Genomic DNA, 16275 nt, shown 5'->3' with positions numbered 1-16275 from the left:
GCATTGCGCTTTTTGTCGAGGCCATCAGATTTTTCTGACATGAGTGGCCTAACAGTAATCTTATAATTTATATGGATATAGCTCGTCGGCGCGGGACAAAAACTGCCCCTTTTAGCGGGCGTTAAAAAACGCAATCAGGCGGGAAATAAGCAACATACAGCCAAAAATTACTACATTTAAAGCCAACCACAGCGCCAGTAGATATAAAAATGGCTGATAGGCAGGAATACCGCGATCGGCAGAAAAAGGGTTGTAATGCCAGAATTTAATAATGGCAAAAGGATTCAGATTAAGCTGAAGAAAGTAATAGGTGGTTAATGCTGGTGGCAGTATTAAATACACCAGCACCATCACAACCATGGCCACTCGAGTGAAAATACTATTATTAAAATCTTTCATATCAAAAGGTTACCACATTCCCACTGGTTAGCCAACGCAATAAACACACCGTTATCAACAGACAAAACGAACGTCGTAGAGTTCCTTGCCGGTCAAGAAATAAATCCGTCAGGATGTTTAGTATCCATTTAGTTCTGCGATGTTAAAAACGGAGCAACTCAAGGAGAGCACCATGCAATCAGACGATGATTCAAACATGGCCAACGCAAGAAAACGGAAAATAATTTACGGTTGGTATATTTATACAATCTACGTGCTGTTGATATTTAATATTTACATGGCAGTTTATAACACCTGCGTGCGACATCCGATCGAAATGCCCCTGATTTCTGTAGCACATAGTTTGTTCATCGCCTGCCTATTGCATCAAATCCTGAAGAAACGGACGCGTTTTACCTGGGTAATGCTGATTTACTTTATCATTATGCGCCTGTACTACGCCAATGTGTTGCACGTCGAGTTCGGCCCGATCGGCAGTGCTCTGGTGTTGCTGATCATCACTCTGCTACTGACTGGCACCGTGGTGGTCGGCCAAATGGCCACACCACCGGTAAAACAGGACTGGCTGGCGGCATTGGGGTGGAAGCAGGCCGCCGCGCTGATCGCCATTGCAGCGCTGTTGACCAGGCTGGTTACCTTCGATTATTTGTCGTAAAGCGGCCGCCGTTCGCTGGCAATATGCGGCTCAGACACATCAACCATACGACAGACTTTACTGTAGCTGCTGGATTGCTCGCAAATCTTGTCAGTGACATACGCACCGAGGTATCCCAATAGCAGCAGGTAGACCAACATACATAAAATAAAGATCAGCATTCTCACCGATAACAACCACTGTGGTAGCAAAACAGCGGCCATCATAGCGTGATTTTATATCGCTGGCATACCGCCCCGCCGGTGAATAACGATGGTCATCGCCAGAATAATAATGTTATGTTATCACATATCAAAATTTACTCTGCACAGACGGTGACATGGAACAGCCCCACCCCCCGGTTTTGGCCGTACAACAATTAAACATCACGCTCGATGGCGAACGCAAAATACAGGATTTGAGCTTCGTACTGCATGCCGGCGAGCGCGTATGTTTGCTCGGTGCTTCCGGCGCCGGTAAATCGCTGACCGCCGCAGCGCTGCTTGGCACGCTGGCGCCGAACGCGGTGGTTGATGGCACCATCAGCCTGCATGGCAAACCATTGGCAGGCATACGTCTGCAACAACGCGGCCGCCTGCCGATAGCGGCAATTTTCCAGGATCCGTTCACCGCGCTGAACCCGTTGGCAACGGTTGGCCAGCAATTGACGATGGCGCTACGTTATCAACGCTCACTTTCCCGCCGTCAGGCCAGCCACTGCGCCAGCGATATGCTGCAAACTCTCGGTTTATCACCCCGACAAACGCTGGCGCGCTACCCCGGTCAACTGTCCGGTGGACAATGCCAACGCATATGTACCGCTGTGGCGCTGGCAGGCCAGCCGTCGTTGCTGATTGCCGATGAACCCACCAGCGCATTGGATATGGTCAGCCAGCACCAACTGCTCGAGGTCTTGCGCAGCTATCATCGGCCGCACGCCGCCCCCGCGATGCTGTTTATTACTCACGATATCGTGCTTGCCGCAGGATTGTGCCAGCGCGCATTGGTGCTGTCGCATGGCCGTCTGGTTGAGCAAGGCCCGTTTAACCAGCTACTGCAACAACCGAAACACCCCTATAGCCAACGGTTGGTGGCTGCGATACAGGCATCGACCTGCTGTAACAGCCAACGTTTACGTCAGGCAGGTTAACCATGTTTGAGCCATTTATCAGTCTGCAAAACGTCAGCCGACTCTATGACACGCAGAAAACCGGCCTATGGCCCTGCAACATTAATCTGCGCGCTGATGAGTGCGTCGGGTTGGTCGGCTGCTCCGGTGCCGGTAAAACTACCCTGCTAAAGCTGCTGTTGGCACTCGATGCCAGCGATCATGGACACATCTTCTGTCAAGGGCAACGAGTCGCTCCGGCATCTGGCGGTAAACTGCGCTGGTATCGCCGATTGGTGCAATACGTTCCGCAGGATGCCGTGGCGTCGCTTAATCCACGCCACAGTGTCGCGCAACTGATTGCCGAACCGCTGCGTCAACTGACTGATGCGGGCAATGTAGCATCTCGCGTTACCCAGGCGTTACGCCAGGTGGAACTCGATGACCTGCTGATGCAAGCCCGGCCAGGCGAACTGTCCGGCGGCCAGGCACAGCGCGTGGCGCTGGCGCGAGCCATCGTAACGCAGCCACGGTTTTTACTGGCCGATGAACCGGTTAGCGGGCTTGATCTGCCCCTGCGGCGGCAAATTATCACGTTGCTGGCGAACCTCGCCCAACGGCAAAAAATGGGCATGCTGATTGTGTCGCATGATATTTCGCTGGTCAGCGCCTTGTGCCAACGCACGCTGGTAATGGATCAGGGCCGGATCGTCGAAGACCGTCCTACCGCCGAGTTGTTGCAGGCACCGCGTCACGCCGCCACCCAGGCGCTGATCGCCGCTCTCCCATCCCTTCCCTGTCCCCCTGCTGAAATGTAATGGAGTTGTTGATGTCATTCCCGCGTTTTCCAAGCCCGCTAGGCTATGTACTGACCGGCAGCTTATTGCTGAGCGGCTGTTTCGACCCGCCAGAATCACAGGAAACCCACGCCGGCGAGCAACGCCTGCGGGTGGCCATGCTGCAGCCGCCACGATCCGGCCTGACGCCGCTGAGTGATGACGCGTTTAAACTGTCGCGCTGGAGCAACGCCGAAACGCTGGTGACACTCAACGCAGACGGCGATGCCACACCGGCACTGGCGGAAAAGTGGCAGCAGATAGACGCGCGTCACTGGCGTTTTCAGTTGCGTCAGGGCGTCAGGTTCCATGACGGCACGCCCTTTACCGCCCACAGCGTGGTGCGTTCCCTGACTGCCGCCATGCAGGCCGCGCCCAAACCGCGCATTCTTGACGGCGTGCAGCTGGAGGTCAGCGTGGATGGCGAGTATGCGGTCATGATTGGCACCGCGACGCCCGATCCCTTACTGCCCCAACGGTTGTCTAGCCCGCAATTGGCGATACTGGCCGCGCGCGCCTACGGCGCTGACGGCGTAGTCAACCCGCTGCGTGCCGGCACCGGAGCATTTGTATTGACCACAGTCAACGGCACCAGCAGCGCCAGGCTGGATCGCTTTGATGGCTACTGGGGCATGCGCGCCGCTGCACCAGGCATCGACGTCAGTTTTGTGCCCGACGGCACCGCTCGCGCCGCCGCACTGCGCACCGGTGAGGCCGATGTGGTCGAAGCCGTACCGGTGGCTCAGGTGGCGCTGATCGATCCGACGCGAGTACAGGAAGTTCCGATGCCGCGCACCAACACGCTGTATCTCAATACGCGGTATGGCGCGTTCAGCGATCCGCAGCTACGCGCGCTGGCAGCAACCGCGGTTCAACGCCAGCCACTGGTTGAAAACGTGTACGAAGGACGGGCAGACATCGCCGAGGGCCTGCTTGGCCCGGCGTTGCCCTGGGCGGCTGCGCTACGTCAACCGCAACCTGCCATCACGTCCCCGAGCTCCACCAAGCGGGCCGCTATTACTCTGGCAACCTTCAGCGATCGTGCTGAACTGCCCGAAGTAGCGGTATATCTGGCACAACAACTCACCGCCGCCGGCTTTGAGGTCAAACAAGAGGTACGAGAATACGCACACATCGAAGCCGATGCGCTGGCGGGCAAGTTCGACGCATTTATCCTGTCACGCGCCACCGTGCTGGATTCCGGCGATCCGGTCGCTTATATGTACAGCGACTTTTCCTGTCACGGTTCCTTTAACATTGCACAATTATGTGACAGCGAGGTAGATGCCGCATTGGCGCGCGCCGCGGTCATGCCTGCCGGGACTGAAAGACGGCAAGCCATCATCGCGGCAGAGAGCCGCATACTGGCAACCCATGCGGCGATACCACTGCTGCATGAACGGGTGATTCAAGGTGAAGCTGCCGGCGTACAACAGGTGGCGCGCGATCCGCGTGAACGCTTGCTGATCACGCCGGCAACGCGAGTGGCGCAGCCGCAATGATACGTATATTGCAACCGGCGCTGCCATGGGCATCACGTTTACTGGCACTGGCGGGTATGGTGTTGTTGATAGGATTGCTGCCGTGGTTGTCGGGACGCGATCCGGCATTGAGCCTGCTGCGCGCACGTTCCGGGGAGCAGGTCGCCACTCCGGAAGCCTTGAACGCCATACGCCAGCGCTTCGGGCTGGAAGACGGTCCCTTGACACTGCTGGGGCATTGGCTGTCCGGATTGATGTACGGCGATGCCGGCCACTCGTGGATTTCCGGCGAGCCGGTACTGCCTGGCATGCTACGCGCCACCGGCGTTTCATTAACCTTGATGGCGTACGCGCTGGCGGTTGCGCTGGCCATCGCCTTGTTGCTGGCCGTACCGACGCTGTGGCGCGGCTTGCGTGGCGTTAACCGTCCCTCCGTCGGCGTTATTGCCACCAGCCTGACCGCTCTGCCGGAGTTTCTGTTGGCGGCGCTGCTATTGATCGTCGGCGCGGTCTGGTTAGGCTGGTTGCCGCCGTTTGGCTGGCAAGGCTGGCAACACGCGGTTTTGCCTGCATTGGCGCTGGGCTTGCCCGCTGGCGGCCTGCTTGGCCTGTTACTCAACGATGGGTTGGCGGTAACCTTCAGCGAGCGTTGGCTGTTAAACTGGTGCCTCGCCGGCATTCCCTGGCATCAGCGCCTGCTGGCGGTATTTCGACGCACCCTGCCGGCGTTATTGCCGCAGTTGGGGCTGGTGCTGGTCGGCCTTACCGGTGGAGCGGTGGCGGTAGAAAAGATCTTCGCCATTCCGGGGATTGGCCGCGCCACGCTGGGCGCTGCCGTCGCGCAGGATTTACCGGCATTACAGTGCGGTATCTTATTACTGCTGACCATCGCATTTGTCGCCGGCCTGATGGCACAAACGTTACATTATCTGTTGCTGGGGCGCACCGGCGTCACACTGCCCAATACCCACCCCATAGACACCCCGCGCAGCGGTGGTTACCTGGTGGTCGGTATTACCACCGTCATTCTGTGTTTATTGATATTGAGCGGCTTGATACGCGATCCGCTGGCATCACTGCACTTGCGCCTGCAACCCCCCAGCCTGGCGTTGCCGCTCGGTGCCGACGCCACCGGTCGTGATATCCTGGCTCGCGTGGCTTATGGCGCGTTGCACACCAGCTTACTGGCGTTGGCAGTCAGCGTCTGTTCGCTGCTGTTGGGCTTGCTGTTTGGCCTGATGCCACGCCTGCTGTGCGGCGTTATTGAAACGGCCAACGCCACGCCGCCGATCGTTGCCGGGATGATGGTTGTCGCCGTCACCGGCCCCTCATCCTACGGAGCGGCCTGCGCGGTGCTGCTGGTCAGTTGGGCGCCGCTGGCAGCGCACTGCGCCGCGTTGCTGCACGAAACCCGCCGCCAGCCCTACATTCGCATGTTGCCAATATTGGGCGTCGGCCCGCTGCGCAGCCTGACACATTATCTGCTGCCAGCGGTGATCGGCCCGCTACTGCGCCATGCCATGCTACGCCTGCCGGGCATTGCGCTAGCGCTGGCCGCCTTGGGGTTTCTTGGCCTAGGGCCGCAACCGCCCAGCGCCGAATGGGGCCTGGTGCTGGCAGAAGGCATGCCGTATCTCGAGCGTGCGCCGTGGACGGTATTGGCGCCGGCCTGCGCGCTGTTGCTGTTGTCATTACTGGCGGTCTCATTGGCCGGTGCCCTCGGGGTGCCCCATAGTCGATCACGCAGTCATCCCACGGTTGTAGTACCATAGCGCCAGGTTATAAATATTGGGATCAGACAATGCATCATTTGATGTTGGATATTGAAACGCTCGATATCAAACCCAGCGCCGTCATTCTGGTGGTGGCCGGGGTATTCTTCGATCCGCGTACCGGTCAGTTGGGTGCCGAGTTCGAAACCGCCGTCAGCAGTCAGAAGCCCCAGCCGGGACGCACCATCAGTCTGGATACCGTCGCCTGGTGGGCCAGACAGGCGGATGAAGCACGCAAACTGGCGTTTGGCGGCAGCGACAGCCTCAAGCGCGTGCTGACCAGCTTCAGTCGGTTTATTCATATCAACGGCAGCGACGACGTCAAAGTCTGGGGCAACGGCAAAGAGTTTGACTGTGCCATCCTTGAGCACGCCTATCAGCAGTTGGAGATGCCCTGCCCGTGGAAATTCTGGAATACCCAGGATGTACGCACGGTGATTACATTAGCTGAACTGCACGGTTTCAACCCCAAAAAAACGCGGCCGTTTGAAGGTACCCCGCACCGGGCGCTGGATGATGCCAAGCATCAGGCACGTTACATCGCCGATACGGTTTCGGCTCTGTACTACCGCCAAGGCCCAGCGATTCCGGCACCATAATCCCCCATTGCGCGACGCATGCTGGCTGGCACTTTCCATTTGCCGCCAGACCCACTACTCTAGCCCTCTTTGTCACTTGGATGTGCTGTTTTTGTTATGCAAAAATTTCTGTTACTGCTTCTCAGTCTGGTGTTACTTGGCCCGTTGGGCATCGATCTTTATCTGCCGACCATTCCGGCCATTGCCGCCGGCCTGAACAGCAGCGAGGCGCTGATCCAATCGACGATTTCGCTGTTTATCCTGGTGCTGGGGCTGGGCCAGATCATCGCCGGGCCGCTGGTGGATAACTATGGCCGTAAGCCGGTCGCGTTGGCCGGGGTGGTTATCTATATGATTGGTGCAGCGATGGCGGCATTGGCAAGCAGCCCGGGTTGGTTTATCGCTTCGCGGCTGTTGCAAGGCGTCGCGGTGTGCTGTACCGCCGTAGTGGCATTCAGTGGCGTGCGAGATCGCATGAACGGCGACGATGCCGCCCGCGCCTTTGGTTTTCTGAACGGCACGCTCAATATTATCCCGGCGCTAGCGCCATTGCTCGGCGGCCTGCTGGCGGAAGCCTTTGGCTGGCGCGCACCGTTCTGGTTCCTGGTCGGCTATGCACTGCTGGTTCTGATACTGATCGCCCTGCGCCTGCCTGAAACCCGCCCAGCCGATACGCTGCCGGTTAAAGGTCTGCCGCTGCGCCAATACGCCGGTATTTTGCGCCAACGTCGCTTTCTGTCGTTTTCGCTGGTGAACTCCGGCGCAATGGGTATGGCACTGACCTACGTTTCGTTGGCTCCCAATGTGCTGATGGGTAGCGCCGGGCTGACGTCGTTGCAGTTTTCTCTGGTCTTCGGCGCCAACGGCTTCTGGATCATGCTGGTGAGTTTTTTCGCCAACCGGCTGATTCGCAAGGTCGGACGCCCATTCTGCCTGGCAACCGGCGGCCTGCTGATGGGGATTGGCTGTCTCGGTCTGCTGTTCGGCGTGGCGGTGCTGACGCCGTCAGCACAAACTCACTGGCTGGTATATATGTTGCCGGTCGCCAGCGCCTGTGCCGGTTTGGCCTTCATGATGGGGCCGGCAACCAGTTATGCACTGGAACCGTATTCCAACGAGGCCGGCGTCGCATCGGCGCTGGTCGGCTTTGTGCAGATGGCCGGCGGCGCCGCGCTGGGCTTGTTGGCCATGGCACTGCCGTTGCAGCCCAAACTGGCGCTGGCGCTGGTAATGCTGGCAGGTTGCGTATTGGCATTGCACGCGCGCCAGCGCAGCAAGCAGATTAAAGGTCAGTTGAACAAGATCGGTTAACCGGTCACCACTGGTACCCGCGGAGCCAATGCCGTCAGCAGCTCGTACCCCAGAGTACCGGCTGCGGCGGCCACCTCATCTACTGGCAAATGACGCCCCCATAACTCCACCGGTGTGCCGATATTCGCCTGTGGGCACGGCGTCAAGTCGACCGCCAGCATATCCATGGAAACCGTCCCTACGGTGTGCGTCAGTACCCCATCCACCCATACCGGCGTACCGCTGGGTGCATGGCGCGGATAGCCATCGGCATAACCGCAGGCCACGATGCCGATACGCTGTACGGCAGACGCGGCATAGCGCCAGCCATAGCCGACGCGATCGCCGGGCTGAAGCGTTTGCACGGCGATGATTTCACTGCGCAGCGACATCGCCGGCTGAAGGCCGGTATCGGTGATATCATGCCACTGACCGCTCGGCGATGCGCCGTAGAGAATGATACCCGGCCGCACCCAGCTACCGTGCGTCGCCGGGTGCCACAGCGTGGCGGCTGAATTGGCCAGGCAGCGCGGTAATGGCAGTGCTTCGGCAGCGGCGTCGAGGGTCGCCATCTGTTGCGTAACGCCCTGCGGGCCGTCGGCGGTGGCGAAATGACTCATCAAGGTGGTAGAAGCAATATTGCGGATCCGTTGCGTCTGTTGCCAGATCTGCGGCAGTCGCGCCGGTGCAAATCCCAGACGGTTCATTCCGCTGTTTATTTTTAGGTAAACCTCCAGCGGTGCTGACAGTCGCGCCTCGGCAATGGCCGCCAACTGCCAGTCACTGTGCACCGAGGTCGTCAGCCGGTAACGATCAAGCAGCGCCAGGTCTTGCGTCTGGAAAAAACCTTCCAGCAACAGTATCGGCCCTTGCCAGCCAGCTTCACGTAACATCACCGCTTCGGCAAGGTCCAGCAGGGCGAAACCGTCGGTATTTGCCAGGCTTTGCCATACGCGTTTGAGCCCATGGCCATAGGCATTGGCCTTGACTACCGCCCAGATTTTGGCGGTCGGCGCAACACGGCGGATCACCTGCAGGTTATTGTCAAAAGCGTCAAGATGCAGCGCGGCGCTAATCGGGCGGGGCATGGGTTCTCCTTCGGACTGGATTTATGGGCCGCTGGCGGTTACCAGCGGCAATAAGGCGAGGGTTAACGTACTGGGTGTACGCCTTTCAACGGCACGCTACGCGAGTTGCGAAACCCCGTACTATAACGCGCCACCGATAAATCATCGGAAGGTATTGCCGGCGTGGTACCGGAGATCAGATCGGCAAGCAACTGGCCGGAACCGCAGGCCATGGTCCAACCCAGCGTGCCATGGCCGGTATTCAGGTAAAGGTTTTTCACCGAGGTGCGGCCAACTATCGGCGTGCCGTCCGGTGTCATCGGCCGCAACCCGGTCCAGAAGGTTGCCTGTTCGACGTTGCCACCGTTCGGATACAGGTCGCGCACCACCATCTCTAGCGTTGCGCGGCGCTTTTGTTCCAGCTCGGTATTGAACCCGACGATCTCGGCCATGCCGCCAACGCGGATACGCTGATCGAAACGGGTAATGGCGATTTTGTAGGTTTCATCCAGCACGGTAGAAAACGGTGCCGCAGACGCGTCGGTAATCGGAATGGTCAGCGAATAGCCTTTCAGCGGGTATACCGGTATCGACACCAGCCCGTGCAGCAGCGCGGTGGAATAGGAACCGAAGGCAACCACATAGCTGTCGGCGGTCAGCAACTGGTCGCCGCACTGCACGCCACTAATTTTGTCACCATCCACCAACAGGCGATCCACGCTGTGGTTGTACAGGAACGTCACGCCAGCCTGTTGCGCCATCGCTGCCAATTGCTGGGTAAACAGTTGACAATCGCCGGTTTCGTCATTCGGCAGTTGCAAACCGCCGGTCAGTTTATGCGCAACCTGGGCCAATGCCGGTTCGGCGCTTGCCAACTGACTGGCGTCGAGCAATTTATACGGGACACCGGCATCTTCCAGTACCGCGATATCCTTTGCGGCATTTTCATATTGCTGCTGGGTACGGAACAGTTGCAAGGTTCCACCCTGGCGCCCCTCGTACTGAATGCCGGTTTCCTGGCGCAGTGCTTTAATGCAGTCGCGGCTGTATTCGGCCAACCGCACCATACGACCTTTGTTGGTCATGTAATGGGAGACATTGCAGTTTTTCAGCATCTGCCACATCCAGTTGAGCTGGAAGCTGCTGCCGTCCAGGCGAATCGCTAATGGCGCATGGCGTTGGAACATCCATTTAATCGCTTTCAACGGCACGCCGGGAGCTGCCCAGGGCGCGGCATAACCGGGGGAGATCTGGCCGGCGTTGGCGGCACTGGTTTCCATCGCCGGACCCGATTGGCGGTCGATCACCGTAACCTCATGACCGGCCTTCGCCAAATACCAGGCACTGGCTACGCCGACTACTCCACTACCTAAAATTAACACTCGCATCGTTGACTCCGGCCCCAGGTTTTATAAAGCATAATCTTCTGCTTACAGGAAATTAACTCAGAGGAAAAAACCATCCAACAAATTAATTATCAAACGTGACTGATTTCACAATTAATTTATCGTTCAACTGAAGTTGTTTTGCAATAGACAGCGATAAATAGCGATAACCTGCGGTAAATGCCGCTATAGGCGGCCAATTACCGCCTTTTTTGCCGTCAATGACAGCATTGACAGCACTGAAAATTGGCCTAACGCGCAACATCACATTAACAGAATATAAAAATACCACCCACACCAATAACAGCATAAAAAACCACAAACTTGCTCACTTGTCGCAATATCATTTGCCCGAGAGATGACTCGGCATTAGCATAAAAATTCGCTCACAAATCGGACAACGCCGACCGAGAAGCCAGCGCGTTGAATTTTTAGGCTTTATAACCCATCCGCCCTGCCCGGTTTTGAGCTACGATTGTTACAGGGTCGCCGCTATGAGCCGGATCCGTTAATAACGAGGGGTGCGCTGATGTCTACTTCAACACATGATCACATTACGGATGAAAAACGTCTGAGCGATGGACCGGACTGGACGTTCGAGTTGCTGCAAGTATATCTGGAGCATATCGATCGCGTAGCCAAGCATTACCGACTGGACACCTATCCGCATCAAATCGAAGTGATTACCTCCGAACAGATGATGGATGCCTATTCCAGCGTTGGTATGCCGATCAACTATACCCATTGGTCATTCGGCAAAAAATTCATCGAGACCGAGCAGCGCTACAAACATGGGCAACAAGGGCTGGCCTATGAAATCGTTATCAACTCCAATCCCTGCATTGCCTATCTGATGGAAGAAAATACCATTACCATGCAAGCGCTGGTGATGGCGCATGCCTGTTATGGGCATAATTCGTTTTTCAAGAACAACTATCTGTTCCGCAGTTGGACCGATGCCAGTTCGATCGTCGATTATCTGCTGTTCGCCCGCCACTACATCAGCGAATGCGAAGAGCGTTACGGGGTGGTCGAAGTGGAAAAACTGCTCGACTCCTGCCATGCATTGATGAATTACGGTGTGGATCGCTATAAACGCCCGCAGAAAATTTCATTGCAGGAGGAAAAGGCTCGGCAAAAAAGCCGGGAAGAATACCTGCAAAGCCAGGTCAATTCGCTGTGGAAAACCCTGCCGCGCGTTGAACGGGAAGAAGCGCCTGAGCAGGCTCACCGCTACCCCGCCGAACCGCAGGAAAACATTCTCTATTTTATGGAGAAGAACGCGCCGCTGCTGGAACCCTGGCAGCGTGAAGTGCTGCGTATCGTGCGCAAAGTGAGTCAGTATTTCTACCCGCAGAAACAGACACAGGTGATGAACGAAGGCTGGGCGACCTTCTGGCACTACACCATTCTCAACCACCTGTATGACGAAGGCCGGGTGAGCGATCGCTTTATGCTCGAGTTCCTGCACAGCCATACCAACGTCGTGTACCAACCGCCGTACAACAGCCCTTATTACAATGGCATTAACCCGTATGCCCTCGGGTTCGCCATGTTCCAGGATATCAAACGCATCTGCCAGTCGCCGACGGAGGAAGATCGCTACTGGTTCCCGGATATCGCCGGCAAAGACTGGCTGGACACCTTGCATTTCGCCATGCGCGACTTTAAGGATGAAAGCTTTATCAGCCAGTTCCTGTCGCCGAAGGTGATGCGAGATTTCCGGCTGTTCACCGTGCTGGATGACGATCGTAACAATTATCTGGAGATCGCGGCGATCCATGACGAGGCCGGCTACCGGGCGATTCGCCAGGAATTATCAGCTCAGTACAATCTGAGCAATCACGAACCGAACATCCAGATCTGGAACGTTGACCTGCGCGGTGACCGTTCATTGACCATGCGTTATGTTCCACAAGAGCGTGCGCCTCTGGACAAAAGCCGCCGCGAGGTAATGAAGCATCTGCATCGCCTGTGGGGATTCGACGTGATTCTGGAACAGCAAAACGAAGATGGCAGCATTGAGTTGCTGGAGCGCTGCCCGCCTCGCCCCAACACGCTGTAATTGAACACCACAAAAAAGGGGCGCCGGTGCGCCCCTCAGACTGATGACAAATCTCATTCCTGCACAGAACGAGTAGAGGTCAATAAGTCAAAAATCAGGAAATCAATTTATTGATTTCGGCCGATCACCACAAAGCAGGAAAAACCACGCTTTTTGCTGCTTTGTCAGCAACCAAAGGGGCGCCAGTGCGCCCCTTTCGATTGCCAATCCAGTTCTAGCGGCGTGCTTCCGTCAGATCGCTTGGCATGGTGCCCTGCATACTGTGCCAGATGGCACCGCTTTCCTTGCCGTAATTACGCACCGTCTCCATCACCTGATCGTACATCTTTTCGTGGCACAGCATCGACAACTTGCTGTAAAAGTTCAACGCCAGCTTGCGCGCTTCCGGATTGGAGAAATAATAACGCCCCACGCGGGTGTATAGGCCTTTCAAGCCGTTGAAAATCAAACCGTAAATGGGATTCCCCGACACAAATGCCAGCCCGCGGAAGATCTCGTAATCCAGCTTGTTGAAGGCTTCAGCCTGGTCTTCCACTTCGCTGGCTTTTGCCAGCACTTCTTGCGCCTGTTCCGGATGGTTGCGTACCGCCGCGCGGATAAAGATCGACGCAATGTTGGTGCGCACCGACAACAGATTGTCGATCAGCTGCGGCACACTGTTATGATCGAGACGCGCCAACGTTTCCAGAATATTAAGGCCGGACGTTTCCCAAAAGTTGTTCACTTTGGTCGGTTTGCCATGCTGAATGGTCAGCCAGCCGTCACGGGCCAAACGTTGCAAAACCTCTCGTAACGTGGTGCGCGTGACCCCAATCAGTTCTGAAAGCTCACGCTCCGCGGGCAAAATAGAGCCAGGGGGGAAGCGATTATTCCAAATACTTTCGATAATGTATTCTTCCGCGAAACCGGCAGGACTCTGCGCCTTAATGACCATGTTTTTGACGTTCCGTAGCGACGATAATCAGAATTAGTAGTCTGCTGATCATACCAGATCGCTCCGGCATGACATAGCATGAGCGAAAAACAATAAACGAAAGTGTGCATAACCTGGCAAAAAATAGGCAAAAAAAGCAAAGCGTGCCGATTTTCGTCGGTATTTTGCGTCTTGGTTGCATCACGGCAAGCGGCATTGGTAGGGTAGTAACTACTATTTGGTAAGGGGTTGTAGAAGCAGCATGGACATGACAACGCGCAGTGCGCTAATAAAAAACTTTCTCGGCCAGTCGCCCGACTGGTACAAACTGACCATTATTGCCTTTTTATTGATCAATCCACTGGTCTTTTTCCTGGTCAGCCCGTTCGCTGCCGGCTGGCTGCTGGTGGTGGAGTTCATCTTTACTCTGGCAATGGCTCTCAAGTGTTATCCCCTGCAGCCCGGCGGCTTGCTGGCCATTGAAGCCGTGGCCATCGGCATGACCAGTCCCGCTCACGTCGGCGAGGAGATCGCCAATAATCTGGAGGTCCTGCTGCTGCTGATCTTTATGGTCGCCGGCATTTATTTCATGAAGCAGTTGCTGTTGTACGTCTTCACCAAACTGCTGTTGAATATCCGTTCGAAAATACGCCTGTCGCTGGCGTTCTGCCTGGCAGCGGCAGTGCTTTCCGCGTTTCTGGATGCGCTGACGGTGGTCGCGGTGGTGATCAGCGTCGCCACCGGCTTTTACTCGATATATCACAATGTGGCCTCCAACCAGCCCGACGGCAAGCATGACGTTGGCGACGACAGCAATATTGACGGCGAGGATCGCAAGCAAACGCTGGAGCAGTTCCGCGCCTTCCTGCGCAGCCTGCTGATGCACGCCGGCGTCGGAACCGCGCTGGGCGGCGTTATGACCATGGTGGGCGAACCACAAAACCTGATCATCGCCAAGAGCGCCGGCTGGGCCTTTGGTGATTTCTTCCTGCGCATGGCGCCGGTTACGCTACCGGTTTTCGTTTGCGGTTTGCTGGTGTGTCTGCTGGTTGAGCGCTTTGGCGTCTTCGGCTACGGCGCAGCGCTGCCGGAGCGCGTGCGTGAGGTGCTGAAAGACTATGACATCAAAGCGACAGAAAAACGCAGCCGTCAGGACAAGGTCAAACTGGTGATCCAGGCGTTGATCGGCGTATGGCTGGTTCTGGCGCTGGCGCTGCACCTGGCCGAAGTTGGCCTGATCGGCCTGTCGGTGATTATTCTCGCCACCTCCCTGTGCGGCGTGACCGACGAACATGCCATCGGCAAGGCGTTCCAGGAAGCGCTACCGTTTACCGCCCTGCTGACGGTGTTCTTCACCGTGGTGGCGGTTATTATAGAACAGCACCTGTTCACCCCGGTGATCACTTTCGTGCTGCAGGCCGAACCGTCGGCGCAGCTGGTGTTGTTCTACCTGTTCAATGGCTTGCTGTCTTCGGTTTCCGATAATGTTTTTGTCGGCACCGTGTACATCAACGAAGCCCGTACCGCCCTGACCAGCGGCGCCATTTCTCTCAAGCAGTTTGAAATGCTGGCGGTGGCGATCAACACCGGTACCAACCTGCCCTCGGTCGCCACGCCGAATGGCCAGGCGGCGTTCCTGTTCCTGTTGACCTCGGCCTTGGCGCCGCTGGTGCGCCTGTCTTATGGCCGCATGGTATGGATGGCGCTGCCCTATACGCTGGTACTGACCGTTATCGGCCTGCTGTGCGTTGAATATACCCTGGCACCGATGACCGACCTGTTAACCCAATGGCACTGGCTCACACCCCCCGTTCATCTTGACTGACGGGCGATTATGGCAGTGATTTATTTTGCACTGATTTACTCACCAGATACTGGCAGCAGGTTTTAATTGGTTTACACTGCCGGTTCAACTGCTTACTGCATGGAAGAATAAAGATATGTTGCAATTTTTTAACCGTTGCTCGCAGGGGCGCGGTGCCTGGCTACTGATGGCGCTGACGGCGCTGGTGCTTGAGCTGGTTGCGCTCTATTTTCAGCATGTGATGCTATTGCAACCTTGTGTCATGTGCATCTATGAACGTTGCGCGCTGTTTGGCATTCTTGGTGCTTCACTGCTTGGCGCTATTGCGCCGAAGACGCCGCTGCGCTACGCCGCCATCCTGCTGTGGATTTACAGCGCCTGGGAAGGCGTGCAGCTGGCCTGGAAACACACCATGATCCAGTTGCATCCGTCGCCGTTCAATACCTGTGATTTCTTTGTCAGCTTCCCTTCATGGCTGCCGCTGGACAAATGGTTGCCGGCGGTATTCCACGCGTCGGGTGACTGTTCGGTACGTCAGTGGCAGTTTCTGAGCCTGGAGATGCCGCAGTGGCTGGTCGGCATTTTCGCTGCCTATCTGGCGATCGCCGTCATTGTGCTGATCGCCCAGTTTGTTCGCCCACGCCGCCGTGATCTGTTCGGCCGCTAACCGCATCGCGATAAAAAAGGCGCCAGTTTGGCGCCTTTTTTGTTGGTAATGACCCGCTGTTTTATACATAACAACGCGTCAGGAGTGGGTAAGGTAATAAACCAGCACGATCAGTGCTCCGGCAATGGCAAATAGCCGCACCATCTTCATGTTTTTTACTCAAAAGCGAGCTTAGGGTGCCGCCAAACTACCGGACATTACCGAAAATATGAAGCCTGCGGCGTATCGTAGAGGCTTAATTTACATAACCTTAAGTTAGGTTGTCGCCAACGTCGC

General features: G+C 56.5%; 15 protein-coding genes. 10 read left to right on the top strand and 5 right to left on the bottom strand.

Annotated elements, in window-relative coordinates; translation table 11 throughout:
* Nucleotides 1–111 precede the first annotated feature (111 nt).
* Entirely contained in the window at nucleotides 112–399 is a 288-nt protein-coding gene (locus NYE85_RS14935) for a hypothetical protein (RefSeq protein WP_259005532.1), read from the bottom strand.
* Nucleotides 400–715: 316 nt separating this feature from the next.
* Here NYE85_RS14935 and NYE85_RS14930 point away from each other — a divergent pair, with 316 nt between their 5' ends.
* The 7 genes from NYE85_RS14930 (at nucleotide 716) to NYE85_RS14900 (ending at nucleotide 8119) form a co-directional block, all read left to right on the top strand.
* Nucleotides 716–1054, top strand: coding sequence for a hypothetical protein (locus NYE85_RS14930; protein WP_259005531.1), 339 nt, complete (start codon nucleotides 716–718; stop codon nucleotides 1052–1054).
* 319 nt (nucleotides 1055–1373) lie between these two features.
* Nucleotides 1374–2183, top strand: a complete 810-nt coding sequence (locus tag NYE85_RS14925) for an ABC transporter ATP-binding protein (protein WP_259005530.1) — start codon at nucleotides 1374–1376, stop codon at nucleotides 2181–2183.
* 2 nt (nucleotides 2184–2185) lie between these two features.
* Nucleotides 2186–2959, top strand: coding sequence for an ATP-binding cassette domain-containing protein (locus NYE85_RS14920; RefSeq protein ID WP_259005529.1), 774 nt, complete (start codon nucleotides 2186–2188; stop codon nucleotides 2957–2959).
* Nucleotides 2960–2970: 11 nt separating this feature from the next.
* Entirely contained in the window at nucleotides 2971–4479 is a 1509-nt protein-coding gene (locus NYE85_RS14915) for an ABC transporter substrate-binding protein (protein ID WP_259005528.1), read from the top strand.
* Complete coding sequence (locus tag NYE85_RS14910) at nucleotides 4476–6230, top strand: ABC transporter permease subunit (protein WP_259005527.1); 1755 nt, start codon at nucleotides 4476–4478, stop codon at nucleotides 6228–6230. Before NYE85_RS14915 ends, NYE85_RS14910 begins: the two co-directional genes overlap by 4 nt.
* Nucleotides 6231–6259: 29 nt before the next feature.
* Complete coding sequence (locus NYE85_RS14905; RefSeq protein ID WP_259005526.1) at nucleotides 6260–6829, top strand: 3'-5' exonuclease; 570 nt, start codon at nucleotides 6260–6262, stop codon at nucleotides 6827–6829.
* A 96-nt stretch (nucleotides 6830–6925) separates the two neighbouring features.
* Nucleotides 6926–8119: a multidrug effflux MFS transporter gene (locus NYE85_RS14900; RefSeq protein WP_259005525.1), complete on the top strand. Its 1194-nt coding sequence runs from the start codon at nucleotides 6926–6928 to the stop codon at nucleotides 8117–8119.
* On the opposite strand, the gene dadX is transcribed toward NYE85_RS14900, so the two are convergent.
* From dadX to NYE85_RS14885, 3 genes are all read right to left on the bottom strand, one after another.
* Nucleotides 8116–9186, bottom strand: coding sequence for a catabolic alanine racemase DadX (gene dadX, locus NYE85_RS14895; protein WP_259005524.1), 1071 nt, complete (start codon nucleotides 9184–9186; stop codon nucleotides 8116–8118). The two genes, NYE85_RS14900 and dadX, sit on opposite strands and share 4 nt — an antisense overlap.
* A gap of 62 nt (nucleotides 9187–9248) precedes the next feature.
* On the bottom strand, nucleotides 9249–10553 hold the full coding sequence (locus tag NYE85_RS14890; protein ID WP_259005523.1) for a D-amino acid dehydrogenase: 1305 nt from the start codon (nucleotides 10551–10553) through the stop codon (nucleotides 9249–9251).
* 82 nt (nucleotides 10554–10635) lie between these two features.
* Nucleotides 10636–10860 carry a hypothetical protein gene (locus tag NYE85_RS14885; protein ID WP_259005522.1) on the bottom strand — a complete coding sequence of 75 codons (225 nt, stop codon included), beginning with the start codon at nucleotides 10858–10860 and terminating at the stop codon, nucleotides 10636–10638.
* A 219-nt stretch (nucleotides 10861–11079) separates the two neighbouring features.
* Here NYE85_RS14885 and NYE85_RS14880 point away from each other — a divergent pair, with 219 nt between their 5' ends.
* A complete protein-coding gene (locus NYE85_RS14880; RefSeq protein ID WP_259005521.1) occupies nucleotides 11080–12615 on the top strand; it encodes a SpoVR family protein in 1536 nt (511 codons plus the stop codon).
* A gap of 214 nt (nucleotides 12616–12829) precedes the next feature.
* On the opposite strand, the gene fadR is transcribed toward NYE85_RS14880, so the two are convergent.
* Nucleotides 12830–13549 carry a fatty acid metabolism transcriptional regulator FadR gene (fadR, locus tag NYE85_RS14875; protein WP_259005520.1) on the bottom strand — a complete coding sequence of 240 codons (720 nt, stop codon included), beginning with the start codon at nucleotides 13547–13549 and terminating at the stop codon, nucleotides 12830–12832.
* Nucleotides 13550–13790: 241 nt separating this feature from the next.
* Between fadR and nhaB the strand changes: the two genes are divergently transcribed.
* Together nhaB and dsbB are read left to right on the top strand one after the other, a co-directional pair.
* The gene (gene nhaB / locus NYE85_RS14870) at nucleotides 13791–15353 is read left to right on the top strand and encodes a sodium/proton antiporter NhaB (protein WP_259005519.1); all 1563 of its coding nucleotides are present in this window, start codon (nucleotides 13791–13793) and stop codon (nucleotides 15351–15353) included.
* A gap of 115 nt (nucleotides 15354–15468) precedes the next feature.
* Nucleotides 15469–15999, top strand: coding sequence for a disulfide bond formation protein DsbB (gene dsbB, locus NYE85_RS14865; RefSeq protein WP_259005518.1), 531 nt, complete (start codon nucleotides 15469–15471; stop codon nucleotides 15997–15999).
* Nucleotides 16000–16275: the final 276 nt, after the last annotated feature.

The sequence above is a fragment of the Serratia sp. AKBS12 genome (assembly GCF_024793895.1).
GTDB lineage: Bacteria > Pseudomonadota > Gammaproteobacteria > Enterobacterales > Enterobacteriaceae > Serratia_F.
The sequence above is the reverse complement of the archived record's forward strand: the minus strand, read 5'-3'. Positions and strand labels throughout refer to the sequence as shown.